The organism is Erwinia sp. AnSW2-5, assembly GCF_045107195.1.
Classification (GTDB): Bacteria; Pseudomonadota; Gammaproteobacteria; order Enterobacterales; family Enterobacteriaceae; genus Erwinia.
In genome coordinates, this window is sequence record NZ_JBJGXA010000016.1 from 23,337 (window position 1) to 40,229 (window position 16,893).

Below are 16,893 nucleotides of genomic sequence, written 5' to 3' on the forward strand. Positions count from 1 at the left end.
AAATGTCGTACCAACGGCGGCGAACTATACAGAAACTCATCAGCCGCCGCAATCGGATCCGCACATTCAGGACGACACAGTGTACACTAACTGGCCCTGTTTTTCACCCGGATGAACCCATGCCCGTTGTTCAGGTCGCGCTACCCGTTCCGCTTGCCCGCAACTTTGATTATCTGTTGCCACCTCACCTCAGCCATGCCGTGCCGGGTGTGCGCGTGAGCGTGCCTTTTGGTAAGCGTAAAGCGATCGGCGTGGTAGTTGGGATTGTTGAACACAGCGACTTCCCCCTCGACCAGCTAAAAAGCGTTCACGAGGTGTTAGATAGCGACTCGCTTTATCCCGCTTCCTTGTGGCGCATCCTGCTCTGGGCTGCCGACTATTACCATTATCCGTTGGGTGAAGTGCTGTTCCACGCTATGCCGGTGCTACTGCGCCAGGGGAAAGCCGCAGAAGAAGCCCCACTTTGGCAATGGCTGATGACCGAAGAAGGTAAAGCCACCGCCCCGGAAAGCCTCAAGCGCGCACCGAAACAACAGCAGGCACTGGCCGCGCTGCGCCACAGCGGGCTGTATCGCCATGAAGTCAGCCAGCACGACATCACCGAGGCCACGCTGCAAGCACTGCGCGCCAAAGGCCTGTGTGAGCTGCGTGCGCAACCACGTGCCCACCAGGACTGGCGGGAGAACTATGCGGTGAATGGCGAACGTCTGCGGCTCAACACTGAACAGGCAACGGCCGTTGGTGCCATCCGCAGCGCCGACGATCAGTTTTCTGCCTGGTTACTGGCGGGGATCACCGGGTCGGGCAAAACCGAGGTTTACCTCAGCGTTCTGGAAAACATTCTGGCCAACGGCCGCCAGGTCTTAGTGCTGGTGCCGGAAATTGGCCTGACACCGCAAACCATCGCCCGCTTTCGTGAGCGCTTTAGCGCCCCGGTTGATGTGCTGCACTCCGGGCTGAACGACAGCGAGCGCCTTGCCGTGTGGCTGCGTGCGCGCAGTGGCGAAACCGCGATTGTGATTGGCACCCGCTCTTCCCTCTTCACGCCGTTTGCCCGCCTGGGCGCCATCATTATCGATGAAGAGCATGACAGCTCTTATAAACAGCAGGAGGGCTGGCGCTATCACGCACGCGACCTGGCGGTATTTCGCGCCCGTCAGGAAGATATTCCGATCGTGATGGGGTCGGCGACCCCGGCGCTGGAAACCCTGCAAAATGTGCAGTCCGGCAAATATCGCCAGCTGAATCTCAGCAAACGTGCCGGAAATGCGACCAAAGCCACACAGCTACTGGTTGACCTGAAAGGCGTCAAGCTCCAGGGCGGCTTGTCTCCGATGCTGATTAAGAAAATTGGCCAGCATCTCAAGGCCGATAACCAGGTCCTGTTATTCCTCAACCGTCGTGGTTTCTCGCCAACGCTGCTGTGCCACGAGTGCGGCTGGATTGCCGAATGCCAGCGCTGTGACCGCTACTACACCCTGCACCAGCATCAGCGCCAGCTGCGCTGCCACCACTGTGACAGCCAGCGTCCGGTCCCTCATCAGTGCCCGCAGTGTGGTTCTACGCATCTGGTGCCGGTCGGGCTGGGGACAGAACAGCTCGAACACAATATTGGCGAACTGTTTCCGGGCGTCCCGCTGACGCGTATCGACCGCGATACCACCAGCCGCAAGGGGGCGCTGGAGCAGCAACTGGCTGAAGTTCATCGCGGCGGGGCACGCATTCTGGTGGGAACGCAAATGCTGGCAAAAGGCCACCACTTCCCCGACGTTACGCTGGTATCACTGCTGGACGTCGATGGCGCGCTGTTCTCTGCGGACTTCCGTTCGGCGGAGCGCTTTGCCCAGCTGTATACCCAGGTCGCCGGACGTGCCGGACGAGCCGGTAAACAAGGAGAAGTGCTGTTACAAACCCATCACCCGGAACATCCGCTGCTGCAAACTCTGATGCATCAGGGTTACGATGCCTTCGCACGCCAGGCGCTCAGCGAGCGCAATAGCGTATTCCTGCCGCCATTCACCAGCCACGCGCTGTTTCGTGCAGAAGACCATGACAATCAGCAGGCCAGTCTCTTCCTGCAGCAGCTGCGCAATTTGCTGGAAGCCAGCCCCCTTAACAGTGAATCATTCTGGGTCATGGGCCCGGTTCCGGCCTTACAGGCAAAACGCAGTGGCCGTTATCGCTGGCAGCTCCTGCTGCAACACCCTTCGCGCGCCGTCCTGCAGCGCCTGATTAAATCCAGCCTCCCCCTGATCTCCACCCTGCCTCAGTCCCGTAAAGTGAAATGGACGTTAGATATCGACCCGACAGAAAGCTGACAACGTAATCGATTGCCTGCAAAGTTGCGCACTGGATCGAAAAAAGTCGCACAAGTCACAATTTTTATGCAAATTAAGTAACAGCCACCTCGCAGATCTGTTAAGAATGCGGGGTCGTTCACCGCAAGCGATATTTTTAGTCGCCGGACAATAACATCGTCATCAGTTGGTCAGGTCGGCTCAGGGGCTGGCGTGAGGAGAAAAGCGTTGGAGCAGAATCAAGACACATCCGTGGTGACCATGAAAAACGTGGCTGACAAAGCAGGCGTATCAACGGCAACGGTTTCCCGCGCCCTGATGAATCCGGAAAAGGTCTCTGCTGCAACACGCTATAAGGTTGAACAGGCGGTGATCGCCGTCGGCTACTCCCCGCATTCGATGACGCGCAGCGCCCGACGCAGCGAATCCCGGACCGTACTGGTCATTGTGCCCGATATTTGCGACCCGTTTTTCAGTGAAATTATTCGCGGCATTGAAGTCGTGGCGGCGGCCGAAGGGTATCTGGTCTTGATTGGTGACTGCGCTCACCAGAACCAACAGGAAAAATCCTTTCTTAATCTGATGCTGACCCGTCAGATCGACGGCATGGTACTGCTTGGTTCCAACGTGCCCTTTGACACCGGGGTAGAAGAGCAACGTAATCTGCCTCCGATGGTCATGGCGAATGAGTTCGCACCGGAACTGGGGCTGCCGACGGTGCATATTGATAACCTGACGGCTGCCTTTGAAGCCGTTAACCATCTGCAAAAGCTCGGACATCGCCGTATTGCCTGCATCTCCGGCCCGGAAGAGATGCCGCTGTGCCAGTATCGCCTGCAGGGCTATATACAGGCTCTGCGCCGTCACGGCATGACGGTCGACCCGACCTATATCGTGCGGGGTGACTTCACCTTCGATGCCGGTTCACAGGCGATGAAACATCTGATGACACTGCCGAAACCACCCGATGCCTTGTTCTGCCACAGCGATATCATCGCACTGGGTGCCATGTCGCAGGCGAAGAATATGGGCCTGCGTGTACCGAAAGATCTGTCGATCATCGGCTTCGATGATATCGAGCTGTCACGCTACAGCGATCCACAATTAACCACCGTTGCTCAACCGCGTTTCAACATAGGTCGCGAAGCAATGCTACTCTTGCTAGAGCAGTTACAGGGCAGAATGGTCAGTAACGGTTCACGCCTGTTGGACTTTGAGCTGAAAATTCGCGGTAGCACCGCCCCCTCACTTCGCGACGAAGACTGACTTTCCCCAGATAGCCGGTAGCACGCCATGCCTGCTTGTGGGCAAATTCAGCGGATTCTTAGTAAGATCGCTGCTGGTCAAACTTCCGGCCCTTCAGTAACATGGCGGGCTATCATCGGGTACACATTTTCACTCTATTTAGCCCGGACTTACCTTCATAGATTATTAGCGGAACGATAGTGGCACAAAAAGATTATGTAGGCCGCGGGCGTTCGACAGGGACGCGTCGCAAAAGTACCAACAGTCGCAGCAAGAAGCGCAGCAGTGGATCGGGTGTATCAAAAATCATGATAGTGCTGGCAGTTGCCGTTCTGGTCACCTTTATCGGTGGCTTGTGGTTTATCGCACATCATAAGAAAGAAGATACGCCGGTGATCCCCGACCACAAAGCGACCGGTAATGGTCTGCCACCCAAACCGGAAGAACGCTGGCGTTATATCAAAGAGCTGGAAAACCGTCAGCTTGGGGTTCCTACGCCAACAGAACCGACGTCGGGGGGCGAAGCGCATTCCCAGACCCAGTTAACCGATGAACAGCGTCAGCTACTGGATCAGATGCAGGCCGATATGCGCCAGCAGCCTACCCAGCTCAACGAAGTGCCGTGGAATGAACAAACGCCCGCACAGCGTCAGCAGACTATTCAACGTCAGCAGCAGCAGAGCCAACTCCAGCAGCAGTCGCGTATGCCGCAGCAGCAAACGCAACCGCCGCGCACGCAGCAGACTCAAACTCAAACTCAGACCCAAACTCAGACACCGCGTCCGGCAGCAATAACCCCGGTCACCCGCGAACCTGTTCGCCAGCCGAAACCGGAAATTACCGCGCAGCCGAAAGTGGAAACCAAACCAAAAGAAGCTGAAAAAGAGAGCGCGCAGCGCTGGATGGTGCAGTGTGGTTCCTTCAAAGGCACCGACCAGGCCGAGTCCATTCGTGCTCAGTTAGCCTTTGAAGGGTTTGAAAGCAGAATCACTACCGGCGGGGGCTGGAATCGTGTCGTGATCGGCCCATATAACAACCGTGGTGCGGCCGACAGCACGCTGAAACGCCTGCGTGGTTCCGGCCACTCAAATTGTATTCCTCTCTCTGTCGGGGGTTGAAACCCCTCAAACCCGCCCCATATCTGATTGCATCAGTACCCCGTACAAAACGTACGGGGTCATCTTCCGACTGCAATAAGGGGTCTGCCCGTGACAACAATAGTAAGTGTACGACGCAACGGCCAGGTAGTGATTGGCGGTGATGGCCAGGCTACCCTCGGCAACACGGTGATGAAAGGCAACGTCAAAAAAGTGCGTCGTCTCTACAATGACAAAGTCATTGCGGGCTTTGCAGGCGGTACCGCCGATGCCTTCACTCTGTTTGAACTTTTTGAACGCAAACTGGAAATGCACCAGGGTCATCTGGTGAAAGCGGCCGTTGAACTGGCGAAAGACTGGCGCACCGACCGCATGCTGCGCAAGCTTGAAGCGCTGCTGGCCGTGGCCGATGAAAATGCCTCGCTGATCATTACCGGTAACGGGGATGTCATCCAGCCAGAAAACGACCTCATTGCTATCGGTTCAGGCGGTCCATACGCTCAGGCAGCGGCACGCGCTCTGCTGGAAAACACCGACATCGGCGCACGCGACATCGTGGAAAAAGCGCTAGGTATTGCAGGTGATATCTGCATCTATACCAACCATAACCTCACCATCGAAGCATTACCGTCTAAAGCGTAAGGATCCTAATTTATGTCTGCTATGACTCCGCGCGAGATTGTCAGCGAACTGAACAGATTTATCATCGGCCAGGATGGCGCCAAACGTGCCGTCGCCATCGCGCTGCGTAACCGCTGGCGCCGCATGCAGCTGGACGAAGAGTTGCGTCATGAAGTGACGCCAAAAAACATTCTGATGATCGGCCCAACCGGGGTCGGTAAAACGGAAATTGCCCGCCGCCTGGCAAAACTGGCTAACGCCCCGTTTATCAAAGTGGAAGCGACCAAGTTCACCGAAGTGGGCTATGTGGGTAAAGAAGTGGATTCGATTATCCGCGATCTGACCGATTCTGCGATTAAAATGGTGCGCTCGCAGGCGATTGAGAAATATCGCTACCGTGCTGAAGAATTGGCCGAAGAACGCATTCTCGATGTGCTGATCCCACCGGCAAAAAATAACTGGGGCCAGAATGAAGTGGCACCCGAGCCTTCGACTGCGCGCCAGTCATTCCGCAAGAAACTGCGTGAAGGCCAGCTGGATGACAAAGAGATTGAAATCGATCTGGCTGCGGTGTCCGGTGGCGTAGAAATCATGGCGCCTCCGGGCATGGAGGAGATGACCAGCCAGCTCCAGTCGATGTTCCAGAACCTCGGCGGGCAGAAGCAGAAACCGCGCAAGCTGAAGATCAAAGAGGCGATGAAACTGCTGGTGGAAGAAGAAGCCGCCAAGCTGGTGAATCCAGAAGAACTGAAGCAGGAAGCGATCGACGCGGTTGAACAGCACGGTATCGTGTTTATCGATGAGATCGATAAAGTCTGTAAACGTGGTGAATCATCCGGTCCTGACGTGTCTCGCGAAGGTGTACAGCGTGACCTGCTGCCACTGGTCGAAGGTTGTACGGTATCGACAAAACACGGCATGGTAAAAACTGACCACATCCTGTTTATCGCTTCCGGTGCTTTCCAGGTGGCCAGCCCGTCAGACCTGATCCCTGAGTTGCAGGGTCGTCTGCCTATCCGCGTTGAACTGCAGGCGCTCACCACTCACGACTTCGAGCGCATCCTCACCGAGCCAAGTGCTTCCATCACCGTGCAGTATAAGGCGCTGATGAACACCGAAGGTGTGGAGATTAACTTTACCCCTGACGGTATCAGTAAGATTGCCTCTGCCGCATGGCAGGTGAATGAGACCGCTGAGAACATCGGCGCACGTCGTCTGCATACCGTGATGGAGCGTCTGATAGAAGATATCTCCTTTGATGCCAGCGACCTGAATGGCCAGTCGATTACCATTGATGCCGAGTATGTGGGCAAACATCTGGATGAGCTGGTGGCTGACGAAGATCTCAGCCGCTTTATCCTGTAATCAAACGGCTCGACACATCAGGAGGCTTCGGCCTCCTTTTTTTATATCCTCTGCCAACTTGACCAGGATTAATTCCTGCTAAGCAAATCCCCCTTACCATGATACCGATATCGTGTTGGCACTCGCCACACTGGACCTGAAGCGGATCGGAGGCGCAACCTGTCATGGATAATAGTCAACTGGCTCCCCCACTCTCAATGCCCCAGGCCTGGCTGGAAAGCCTGCGTCTGCGCACACTGCCACTGGCCTGTGCCTCGATCATTACCGGTAGCGCACTGGCGTGGCACCAGGGGCATTTTGACCCCTCCATCGCCCTGCTGGCGCTGCTGACCACCACCCTCTTGCAGATCCTCTCTAACCTGGCGAATGACTATGGCGATGCGCTGAAAGGCAGTGATACACCACAGCGTATCGGGCCGTTGCGTGGTATGCAGAAAGGGGCGATCACCAAAGAACAGATGCGCATCGCACTGATGCTGACCGTGGCGATCACCACCGGTTGCGGCCTGCTGCTGATCCTGCGGGCCTGCCAGTCGCCCGCCGATATTCTCGGATTTGTGGCAATGGGTGCGCTGGCGATGGTCGCGGCCATCGCCTATACGGTCGGGAAAAAACCCTATGGCTATCTTGGTCTTGGGGATCTGTCCGTGATGATCTTTTTTGGCTGGCTGGGAGTCATCGGCAGTAGCTATCTGCAAACACACCAGATTGATCCGCTGCTGCTGCTTCCCGCCAGTGGCTGCGGCCTGCTGGCCACCGCCGTGCTGAACGTCAACAACCTGCGCGATATCGACAGTGACCGGCAGAATGGCAAATTTACGCTGGCGGTACGCCTGGGTGCTCATGGCGCGCGCCGCTATCATGCCGTGCTGTTAACCACAGCACTGGCCTGCTTTGCCCTCTACAGTATGCTGGTCGGCCTGCGTCCGGCAGGCTGGTTATTCCTGCTCGCGGCGCCCCTGTTATGGCAGCACGGGCGTTTCATCCTGAAAGAAACCAGCGCACTGGCGATGCGGCCCATGCTGGAAAAAACCGTTAAAACGGCCCTGCTGATTAATGTCCTGTTTGCCGTCGGCTTGATGTTCAGCTAAACGCGATGTGCTTGACCCATCGCAATTTTTAACAATTGATGATTTTGCCAACAGCGGCCTTTAAGCGATATACTTAGCCCTCCTGCGGCAAACAGACGAAACCCCTATGAAATACGATACTTCAGAACTGTGCGACATCTACCATGAAGATGTGAATGTCGTTGAACCGCTTTTCTCAAACTTTGGTGGTCGCACCTCGTTTGGCGGGCAAATCACCACGGTAAAATGTTTCGAAGATAACGGGCTGCTCTATGATTTGCTGGAGGAAAACGGCCGTGGCCGCGTTCTGCTGGTTGATGGTGGCGGTTCAGTACGCCGAGCGCTGGTGGATGCCGCGCTTGCAACGCTGGCTCAGCAAAATGAGTGGGAAGGCATTGTGGTGTATGGCTCCGTGCGCCAGGTCGATGATCTGGAAGAACTGGATATCGGTATTCAGGCCATCGCGGCTATTCCTGCCGGGGCCGCCGGTGAAGGCATAGGTGAAAGCGACGTGCGTGTGAATTTTGGCGGGGTAACATTCTTCTCCGGCGATCATCTGTACGCAGACAACACCGGTATGATCCTGTCCGAAGACGCGCTCGACATCGAATAAATACGAACATATAAAATGGGTGCCCCCAGGGCACCCGTTTTCTGCTTGCTTCCTGCTTTTACGCCAGGTGCAGCATTACACCTCTTCCATTTTTCCCAGCAAAGCCCGCAGACGATCCTGCCAGACATGCTGCTCTTCTTTTAACTGCTGATTTTCACGCACCAGTGCATCACTGCTGCCTGCTGCCTGCTGAACCTGCTGGTTCAAATTACCGTTTTGTTCTTTAAGCTCTTCGATTTCCATCTGCAACAGCGTGATGGTATCAATCGCCTGCTGCACTTTCGCTTCCAGTTTCTCGAATACTTCAAATGACATGTCTATAACCTCTCCTAATCGCAGGGCGTTGATGATGCTAGCCGCAGGGGTGAGGAATGAACCGGCATTCCGCGGATAACAACGATTCCCCGATTGTAAGTAGAGCGACAGCTCAAGTCCAGTAGCGAACCCTTACAGGGCGTAGTCTGTAACAATTTTCAGTCTATACCTGGTCTCATTAACATCTTCCCCGCCCGGATGTAAGTTCAGGGTTAAATAATTGCACATTTCACGCGCGATCAAACGCTCACAGGGTGGTTTTTGGAAGGCAAAAATACGCGAAAACGCTCATTTATATGACGCAGAACACAGTTTTTGACTTCGCTATTTCTCGTTTATGCTCGTTAACGATAAATTCACAACAGCCCTACATAAGATTTGGGTGATTCACGGATGAAGCAAAACTAAGAAGCTAAACCATTAACCTCGCCTTCAGGAATTCATCATGAGTCAGACAACAAGTACACTTAAGGGGCAGTGCATCGCCGAATTTCTCGGCACTGCCACGATCATCTTTTTCGGTGCTGGCTGCGTTGCCGCAATGAAACTTGCCGGAGCCAGCTTCGGCCTCTGGGAAATCAGTATTGTCTGGGGCCTGGCCGTTGCGATGGCCGTTTATCTGACCGCCGGCATTTCAGGCGCTCACCTGAACCCCGCCGTCAGCGTCGCGCTGTGGCTGTTCGCCAATTTTGAAGGGCGTAAAGTGCTGCCTTATGCCGTGGCACAGGTAGCGGGTGCATTTTGCTCTGCAGCGCTGGTGTACGGCCTGTATCACAATCTGTTCCTCGATTACGAACAGACACATCACATGGTACGTGGCAGCGTCGAGAGCCTCGACCTCGCGGGCATCTTCTCCACCTACCCTAACCCGCACATCAGCGTAGGTCAGGCATTCCTGGTTGAAATGGTCATTACCGCTATCATGATGGCACTGATTATGGCGCTGACTGATGACGGTAACGGCCTGCCGCGTGGCGCAATGGCACCGCTGCTGATTGGTTTCCTGATCGCCATTATCGGCGCAGCGATGGGTCCACTGACCGGCTTTGCACTGAACCCGGCACGTGATTTCGGACCTAAGCTGTTCGCCTGGGTCGCTGGCTGGGGTAATGTTGCCTTCACCGGCGCCCGTGATATTCCGTATTTCCTTGTTCCGATCTTTGGCCCACTGATCGGTGCAAGCCTCGGTGCCTTTGGCTACCGCGCCCTGATTGCCAACAACCTTCCAGGTAAGGTTGTGGAGAAACAGGAAAAATCAGCACCGCGCGCTGCACAGCGTAAAGCCTAATCCTGCTCATTGCTTACATCATCAGGAATCTATTATGACCGTAGAAAAAAAATACATCGTCGCACTCGACCAGGGAACCACCAGTTCCCGCGCCGTGATTCTGGATCATGACTCCAATATCGTCGCGGTGTCACAGCGCGAATTCCAGCAAATCTACCCGAAAGCGGGTTGGGTTGAGCATGACCCGATGGATATCTGGGCGTCGCAAAGCTCCACCCTGGTCGAAGTGCTGGCACATGCGGACATTAACTCTGACGAGATTGCCGCCATTGGTATCACCAATCAGCGTGAAACCACCATTATCTGGGACAAAGAAACGGGCAAGCCGATCTACAACGCCATCGTCTGGCAGGATCCGCGTACTGCCGACTACTGCTCGAAGCTGAAAAAAGAAGGTCTGGAAGAGTACATCCGTCATACCACCGGCCTGGTGATTAACCCGTACTTCTCCGGCACCAAAGTGAAGTGGATCCTCGACCACGTTGAAGGTTCCCGTGAACGCGCGCGCCGTGGCGAGCTGCTGTTCGGCACCGTCGACTCCTGGCTGGTGTGGAAAATGACGCAGGGACGGGTTCATATCACCGACTACACCAACGCCTCCCGTACCATGATGTTCAACATTCACAAGCTGGAGTGGGATCAGCGCATGCTGGAAATCCTCGATATCCCGCGTGAAATGTTGCCGGAAGTGAAATCCTCGTCAGAGGTTTACGGCCAGACCAACATCGGTGGTAAAGGCGGAACGCGTATTCCGATCGCCGGTATTGCGGGTGACCAGCAGGCGGCGCTGTATGGCCAGCTGTGCGTCCAACCGGGCATGGCGAAAAACACCTACGGCACCGGCTGCTTTATGTTGATGAACACCGGTACCGAAGCGGTGACCTCCACTCACGGCCTGCTGACCACCATCGCCTGTGGCCCGCGTGGCGAAGTGAACTATGCACTGGAAGGTGCGGTGTTTATTGGCGGTGCATCCATTCAGTGGCTGCGTGACGAAATGAAACTGATCAGTGACTCGACTGACTCCGAATATTTCGCCACCAAAGTCAAAGACACCAACGGCGTGTATATGGTGCCAGCGTTCACCGGTTTGGGTGCCCCCTACTGGGACCCGTATGCCCGAGGCGCGATCTTCGGCCTGACGCGTGGTGCCAATGCTAACCACATCATTCGCGCTACGCTGGAATCCATTGCTTATCAGACGCGTGACGTGCTGGAAGCGATGCAGAACGATGCCAACACCCGCCTGCAATCGCTGCGCGTTGACGGTGGTGCTGTGGCGAACAACTTCCTGATGCAGTTCCAGGCCGATATTCTCGGTGCGCGCGTTGAACGCCCTGAAGTGCGTGAAGTCACTGCGCTGGGTTCTGCTTACCTTGCGGGTCTGGCGGTAGGCTTCTGGAAAGATCTGGATGAAGTGCGCGCCAAGTCCGTTATTGAGCGTGAATTCCGCCCAAGCATCGAAACCACCCAGCGTAACGTGCTTTACGCCGGATGGAAGAAAGCCGTCGCCCGTGCGCAGGCATGGGAAGACGCTGACGACAAGTAATCACCTCCTGCCCGTGGTCGCCTGACCACGGGTATCTTCCTTCCCCGCTCCGCTCCCTGTGATAAACTTCCTGCCTCATTAGTTTCCTTAAGGCATGTCATGAAACGAGAACTGGCGATTGAATTTTCCCGCGTAACAGAAGCCGCGGCACTGGCTGGCTATAAATGGCTGGGGCGTGGCGATAAAAACGCGGCGGACGGCGCGGCCGTACACGCGATGCGCATTATGCTCAACAAAGTGGATATCGACGGTCAGATCGTGATTGGCGAAGGGGAAATTGATGAAGCGCCGATGCTGTATATCGGCGAGAAAGTCGGAACAGGCAACGGTGATGCAGTGGATATTGCTGTCGACCCCATCGAAGGCACGCGCATGACCGCACTGGGCCAGGCCAACGCGCTGGCCGTGATGGCCGTCGGGGACAAAGGCACCTTCCTGCATGCACCCGATATGTATATGGAAAAGCTGGTCGTCGGCCCTGGGGCGAAAGGCGCTATTGACCTCAACCTGCCGCTGGAAGAGAACCTGCAACGCGTTGCCCGCGCCCTGAATAAACCTCTGACAGAGCTGACCGTGACCCTGCTGGCGAAACCCCGCCACGATGCGATGATTGCCAGCCTGCAACAGCTTGGTGTGCGCGTGTTTACCTTCCCGGACGGTGATGTCGCCGCGTCGATCCTCACCTGTATGCCGGACAGCGAAGTCGACGTGATGTACGGCATCGGCGGGGCACCGGAAGGCGTGGTATCAGCTGCGGTTATCCGTGCGCTGGATGGCGATATGCAGGCACGCCTGCTGGCACGTCATGACGTGAAAGGCGATACCCCGGACAACCGTCAGTTAGGTGAACAGGAGCTGTCACGCTGTGCGGAAATGGGGATTGCTGCCGGACAGGTGCTGAAGCTGGAAGAGATGGCGCGCAACGACAACGTGATTTTCTCCGCAACCGGCATCACCAGCGGCGACCTGTTAAAAGGTATCACCCGTCAGGGCAATATGGCGACCACTGAAACGCTGCTGATCCGCGGCAAGTCCCGCACCATCCGCCGTATTCAGTCGATCCATTATCTCGACCTCAAAGACGAAAGCCTGCACCAGTATATTTTGTGATCTCCCTGCAAGGGCGGGCCTTTTGTTTCGGTCCTCCCTTGCCAGACGAATGCACCCTTTACACTGCATGCGCCTGCGGTCGCTTCGACAGCGGCAGCCAGCACAGCAGGATCAGCAGCGCAGTGGCAAACATCAGCATTCCAAGGCTGAACTGTCCGGTTTGCGGCAACAGCGCAGACAGCCAGGCGACCAGCCCGGAACCGAGATTTTGTAATCCCCCCACCAGCGCCCCGGCGGTGCCTGCCATATACGGCCAGGGTTCCATTGCACCCGTCGTTGCCAGCGGGAACAGCATCCCGGCGCCAAAAAAGAACAGCGACGCAGGCACAGTCAGCGTCCACAGATTCATCACGCCCAGCCAGCCGGGGATCCACATCATTACACCCGCCAGCAGGCAACTGTTCACCGCGTACCACATCACCGTGGTAAAGGGCTTTTCACTGCGTCCGGCAAACCACGCACCAAAGAAGGCCGCAGGCAGGGGCAAAATAAACAGTATGCTGACCGCCAGGCTGCTGTAACCCAGTACACCGCCCATCAGCACGCCACAGCTGGCTTCAAACACCGCAATCCCGGCCAGCGCACCGATCAGAATCACCAGATAACGTACAAAACTACCGTCGGCCAGCAGCGGACGGTAACGGGAGAACAGCGGACGCGTCTGCTGCCCTTCGGGGCGCGTTTCCGGCAGCCAGCGCAGCATCGCCGCAGTAACAGCCATGCACAACAACAGTAAAAATGCGAAACAAGCTCGCCAGCCAAACAGGTGTGTCAGCCCGGCGCCAATCACTGGCGCAATCAGTGGGCTGACCAGAATCCCCATATTCAGCAGGCTGTTGGCCTGACGCAGCGCACTACCAGCGTAGAGATCGCGCGGCATCGTCCGTGCCATCACTCCGGCAACACCCGTGCCCATTCCCTGAATAGCCGCACCCAGTACCAGGCCATTCAGACTGTCTGCCAGCAGCGCAGTGAGCGATCCGGCAATAAACACCGCCATTCCCATCAGGATCACCGGGCGACGCCCGATGCTGTCAGACAGCGGGCCATAAAACAGTTGCGAGGCGCCGTAAGCCATCAGATAGGCAGCCATCACTCGTTGTACCGCGCCATCGCGTACATGGAAAACATCAGCAATAGTCGACATTGCCGGAACATAGATGGTTTGCGCCATCTGCCCCACCGCCAGCAAAGCCATCAGCATCACCAGCAGATGACCATTTTCAATTTTATTCATCAACTTACGACTCTTCTAAAAAGCGGAAAACTCGCCCGATCAGCAGGGGCGGCCAGTCATACCGGCATAATGGCGCTGAAAATATCAGGAATATGTGGCAAAGCGAGGGGGACGCGGTAAATAGCGCTGCCGTCGCTGTCAGTAAAAGCAGGCGTGTCTGTAAAACATTTTTTACGCTACGTTTAAATAGTGCTCATACTTTGTTCATATGAGCTTTCACCCAGCCATCGGCTGGAAAAAAAACCGATGGCTGGCGAAGATAGCCGCAGAGTCGTCACTTATGTCGCAAGCGAATGAAGGAGTTTGTTATGGCCGTATGGGTTAATGCCCGCGTTAAACATGTCACCGACTGGACCGACAGCCTGTTCAGCCTGACGGTGACCGCCCCCATCGACCCGTTTACCGCCGGGCAATATGCCAAGCTGGCACTGGAAATTGACGGCGAACGCGTGGTGCGCGCCTATTCCTTTGTGAATGCGCCCAGCAATGACAATCTGGAGTTCTACCTGATCACCGTGCCAAAAGGGAAGATCAGCCCACGACTGCATGCGCTGAAACCCGGTGATGAGGTGATGATGACTCAGGATGCTCAGGGCTTCTTTGTGCTTGATGAGGTCCCTGAGTGTGAAACGCTGTGGATGCTGGCAACCGGCACCGCTATCGGGCCATATCTGTCGATTTTACAGGAAGGAAAAGGGCTGGATCGCTTCCAAAATATCGTGCTGGTCCATGCCGCGCGCTATGCGCAGGATCTGAGTTATCTGCCACGGATGCAGGAACTCCAGCAGCGTTACAGTGGAAAGCTCCAGATTCAAACCGTGGTCAGTCGCGAAGAGATCCCCGGCTCACTGACGGGCAGAGTACCCGCACTGATTGAGAGTGGCCAGCTGGAAGCCGCCACCGGACTGATTATTGATGCCGAACACAGTCACGTCATGCTGTGCGGCAACCCGCAAATGGTGCGCGACACCCAGCAGCTGTTAAAGGAGACCCGCGGCATGCGTAAACATCTCAAACGCAAACCCGGGCATATGACCAGCGAGCATTACTGGTAATCCGCTGCACGGCGGCGCAGATACACCACTGACTGCGTCGCTTTACCAAACCGGTTATCACCCGCCTTGCCCGCAAATCCCCCCAGTTCAACCAACATACCGACCATGATCAGTGTGGGAATAAAACGCCCCACCAGCCACTGTGCATCCCCTGGCAATATCGCCCAGTGGCCCGCCATCAGCATCCAGGCAACAATAAACAACAGCGCCCACTGGCCACCTTTGTTGCGGTCATGCAGTCGTTTCACCATGACCGCACTGGTAGGCCACAGCAGGGCCACGACGCAGAATGCCGCCGTCTGCGTATCTAACAGACCATTGCCCGCCAGCGTAAATAACAGCACCAGCATCAACAGCCAGGCCACCTGCCAGATCCAGAAGTCGCGCCGTCCAAGACGACCACGAAAAGAGAAACACCATTGCTGTAACGTCATTATTTTTATCTCAGAGTCCGGGTGCCCTTTGACTTTGCCGGTCATTGTCCGTTTTAATCTTGGGCTAAGTTTACTGGTTAGGGTCATTGAAATGAAGAACGCGATTTTGGCAGCAGTTGCACTGCTATCCGCAATGACGATCGCTGCGGCCCACGCCGATCCTGATCCACAGGATCGGAATGAGCATCTGCCTGGCGCGCCCTACTTACAGGCCGGCGCCCCCACCTTTGATATGACTATCGGCCAGTTTCGCGAAAAGTATAATGCTGCCAATAACACATTACCGTTAGGTGAATATCGCGCCATTGACAGCCGGAATGATAAAAGCAATCTGACGCGTGCTGCCAGCAAGATCAACGAAAATCTTTATTCGTCGACCGCGCTGGAGCAGGGCACAGGAAAAATCAAAACGTTGCAGATCACCTGGCTACCCATTCCCGGCCCGGAACAGAAAGCCTCACGCGATAAAGCACTGGCGTACATCGCGGCGCTGATTCATTACTTCGAACCGATGCTGAGTGAAGCCCAAAGCCAGAAACGTGCCGAGGCGCTGATGACCAAAGGAAAAGGCTCTCGTTTTTACCAACAGAGCGAAGGGGCACTGCGCTTTATCGTGGCCGATAACGGCGATAAAGGATTAACCTTTGCGGTGGAACCGTTGAAACTGGCCTTGAGTACCCCCTGAGACGACAGGAGCAAAGGATGACGAAAAGCAAAGCCTTTCCAATGTTTGATCTCTATACTGTCTGGCAGACAATGCTGCCTGCTGGCAGCTTTAATACTCTCTAAGCGTGGAGGATACAATGCGACATCCATTAGTTATGGGTAACTGGAAACTGAACGGCAACAAACACATGGTCAACGAACTGATCGCCGGTCTGCGTACCGAGTTGAGCGGTGTTGATGGTTGTGGTGTGGCGATTGCTCCGCCTGTGATGTATCTGGATCAGGCGAAACATGCCATTTCCGGTAGCCATATCGCACTGGGTGCGCAGAACGTTGACGTTAACCTGTCTGGTGCATTCACCGGTGAAGTCTCTGCCGATATGCTGAAAGATCTGGGCGCACAATACATCATCATCGGTCACTCTGAGCGTCGTACTTACCACGCTGAGAGCGATGAACTGATCGCGAAGAAATTCGCTGTGCTGAAAGCAGCGGGTCTGATCCCAGTGCTGTGCATCGGTGAAACCGATGCAGAAAACGAAGCAGGCAAAACCGAAGAAGTGTGCGCACGTCAGATCGATGCCGTGCTGAACACCCTGGGCGCTGACGCGTTCAACGGCGTTGTTGTCGCTTACGAACCTGTATGGGCTATCGGTACCGGCAAATCTGCCACCCCAGCTCAGGCTCAGGCCGTTCACAAATTCATTCGTGACCATATCGCGAAGAAAGATGCTGCGGTAGCCGCTCAGGTCATCATTCAGTACGGCGGTTCTGTTAACGATAAGAATGCGGCAGAGCTGTTTGCTCAGCCAGACATCGACGGTGCCCTCGTGGGCGGCGCATCACTGAAAGCAGACGCTTTCGCAGTGATCGTTAAAGCTGCTGCTGCAGCGAAAAAAGCCTGATGATGCCTCCTGCCCCTCCCCGGGGC

At 55.6% G+C, this 16,893-nt stretch carries 16 protein-coding genes; 13 read left to right on the top strand and 3 right to left on the bottom strand.

The features are described from left to right. The first annotated feature begins 119 nt into the window (after nucleotides 1-119). The 7 genes from priA (at nucleotide 120) to rraA (ending at nucleotide 8,308) form a co-directional block, all read left to right on the top strand. Nucleotides 120-2,318, top strand: a complete 2,199-nt coding sequence (priA, locus tag ACFL9S_RS13325) for a primosomal protein N' (RefSeq protein ID WP_405262387.1) — start codon at nucleotides 120-122, stop codon at nucleotides 2,316-2,318. Nucleotides 2,319-2,525: 207 nt separating this feature from the next. Next, nucleotides 2,526-3,563 carry a DNA-binding transcriptional regulator CytR gene (cytR, locus tag ACFL9S_RS13330; protein ID WP_405262388.1) on the top strand — a complete coding sequence of 346 codons (1,038 nt, stop codon included), beginning with the start codon at nucleotides 2,526-2,528 and terminating at the stop codon, nucleotides 3,561-3,563. A 179-nt stretch (nucleotides 3,564-3,742) separates the two neighbouring features. After that, nucleotides 3,743-4,660 (top strand): cell division protein FtsN, encoded by a 918-nt coding sequence (ftsN, locus tag ACFL9S_RS13335; protein ID WP_405262389.1) that lies wholly within the window; start codon nucleotides 3,743-3,745, stop codon nucleotides 4,658-4,660. Between the two features lie 90 nt (nucleotides 4,661-4,750). Further along, on the top strand, nucleotides 4,751-5,281 hold the full coding sequence (hslV, locus tag ACFL9S_RS13340; RefSeq protein ID WP_133846355.1) for an ATP-dependent protease subunit HslV: 531 nt from the start codon (nucleotides 4,751-4,753) through the stop codon (nucleotides 5,279-5,281). 12 nt (nucleotides 5,282-5,293) lie between these two features. Next, complete coding sequence (gene hslU / locus ACFL9S_RS13345; RefSeq protein WP_405262390.1) at nucleotides 5,294-6,625, top strand: HslU--HslV peptidase ATPase subunit; 1,332 nt, start codon at nucleotides 5,294-5,296, stop codon at nucleotides 6,623-6,625. 164 nt (nucleotides 6,626-6,789) lie between these two features. Then, nucleotides 6,790-7,716, top strand: a complete 927-nt coding sequence (locus ACFL9S_RS13350; RefSeq protein ID WP_405262391.1) for a 1,4-dihydroxy-2-naphthoate polyprenyltransferase — start codon at nucleotides 6,790-6,792, stop codon at nucleotides 7,714-7,716. 106 nt (nucleotides 7,717-7,822) lie between these two features. Beyond that, the gene (gene rraA, locus ACFL9S_RS13355; RefSeq protein WP_133846358.1) at nucleotides 7,823-8,308 is read left to right on the top strand and encodes a ribonuclease E activity regulator RraA; all 486 of its coding nucleotides are present in this window, start codon (nucleotides 7,823-7,825) and stop codon (nucleotides 8,306-8,308) included. Nucleotides 8,309-8,383: 75 nt separating this feature from the next. Here rraA and zapB read toward each other — a convergent pair whose 3' ends face one another. Beyond that, nucleotides 8,384-8,623, bottom strand: a complete 240-nt coding sequence (gene zapB / locus ACFL9S_RS13360; RefSeq protein ID WP_133846359.1) for a cell division protein ZapB — start codon at nucleotides 8,621-8,623, stop codon at nucleotides 8,384-8,386. Between the two features lie 445 nt (nucleotides 8,624-9,068). Between zapB and ACFL9S_RS13365 the strand changes: the two genes are divergently transcribed. From ACFL9S_RS13365 to glpX, 3 genes are all read left to right on the top strand, one after another. Next, nucleotides 9,069-9,911, top strand: coding sequence for an MIP/aquaporin family protein (locus ACFL9S_RS13365; protein ID WP_405262392.1), 843 nt, complete (start codon nucleotides 9,069-9,071; stop codon nucleotides 9,909-9,911). Nucleotides 9,912-9,945: 34 nt separating this feature from the next. After that, entirely contained in the window at nucleotides 9,946-11,460 is a 1,515-nt protein-coding gene (glpK, locus tag ACFL9S_RS13370) for a glycerol kinase GlpK (protein ID WP_405262393.1), read from the top strand. A 99-nt stretch (nucleotides 11,461-11,559) separates the two neighbouring features. Next, nucleotides 11,560-12,570 carry a class II fructose-bisphosphatase gene (glpX, locus tag ACFL9S_RS13375; RefSeq protein ID WP_405262394.1) on the top strand — a complete coding sequence of 337 codons (1,011 nt, stop codon included), beginning with the start codon at nucleotides 11,560-11,562 and terminating at the stop codon, nucleotides 12,568-12,570. A 58-nt stretch (nucleotides 12,571-12,628) separates the two neighbouring features. On the opposite strand, the gene emrD is transcribed toward glpX, so the two are convergent. Further along, nucleotides 12,629-13,807, bottom strand: coding sequence for a multidrug efflux MFS transporter EmrD (gene emrD, locus ACFL9S_RS13380; protein ID WP_405262395.1), 1,179 nt, complete (start codon nucleotides 13,805-13,807; stop codon nucleotides 12,629-12,631). A 308-nt stretch (nucleotides 13,808-14,115) separates the two neighbouring features. Here emrD and fpr point away from each other — a divergent pair, with 308 nt between their 5' ends. After that, on the top strand, nucleotides 14,116-14,862 hold the full coding sequence (fpr, locus tag ACFL9S_RS13385) for a ferredoxin--NADP(+) reductase (protein ID WP_405262396.1): 747 nt from the start codon (nucleotides 14,116-14,118) through the stop codon (nucleotides 14,860-14,862). Here the strand turns inward: fpr and ACFL9S_RS13390 are convergent. Further along, on the bottom strand, nucleotides 14,853-15,296 hold the full coding sequence (locus tag ACFL9S_RS13390) for a DUF805 domain-containing protein (RefSeq protein ID WP_405262397.1): 444 nt from the start codon (nucleotides 15,294-15,296) through the stop codon (nucleotides 14,853-14,855). The genes fpr and ACFL9S_RS13390 overlap by 10 nt on opposite strands. A 91-nt stretch (nucleotides 15,297-15,387) precedes the next feature. On the opposite strand from ACFL9S_RS13390, the gene ACFL9S_RS13395 reads away from it, so the two are divergent. Further along, the gene (locus tag ACFL9S_RS13395) at nucleotides 15,388-15,981 is read left to right on the top strand and encodes a YiiQ family protein (protein WP_405262398.1); all 594 of its coding nucleotides are present in this window, start codon (nucleotides 15,388-15,390) and stop codon (nucleotides 15,979-15,981) included. Nucleotides 15,982-16,099: 118 nt separating this feature from the next. Beyond that, nucleotides 16,100-16,867, top strand: coding sequence for a triose-phosphate isomerase (gene tpiA, locus ACFL9S_RS13400; protein WP_133846367.1), 768 nt, complete (start codon nucleotides 16,100-16,102; stop codon nucleotides 16,865-16,867). The last annotated feature ends 26 nt before the right edge of the window (nucleotides 16,868-16,893 follow it).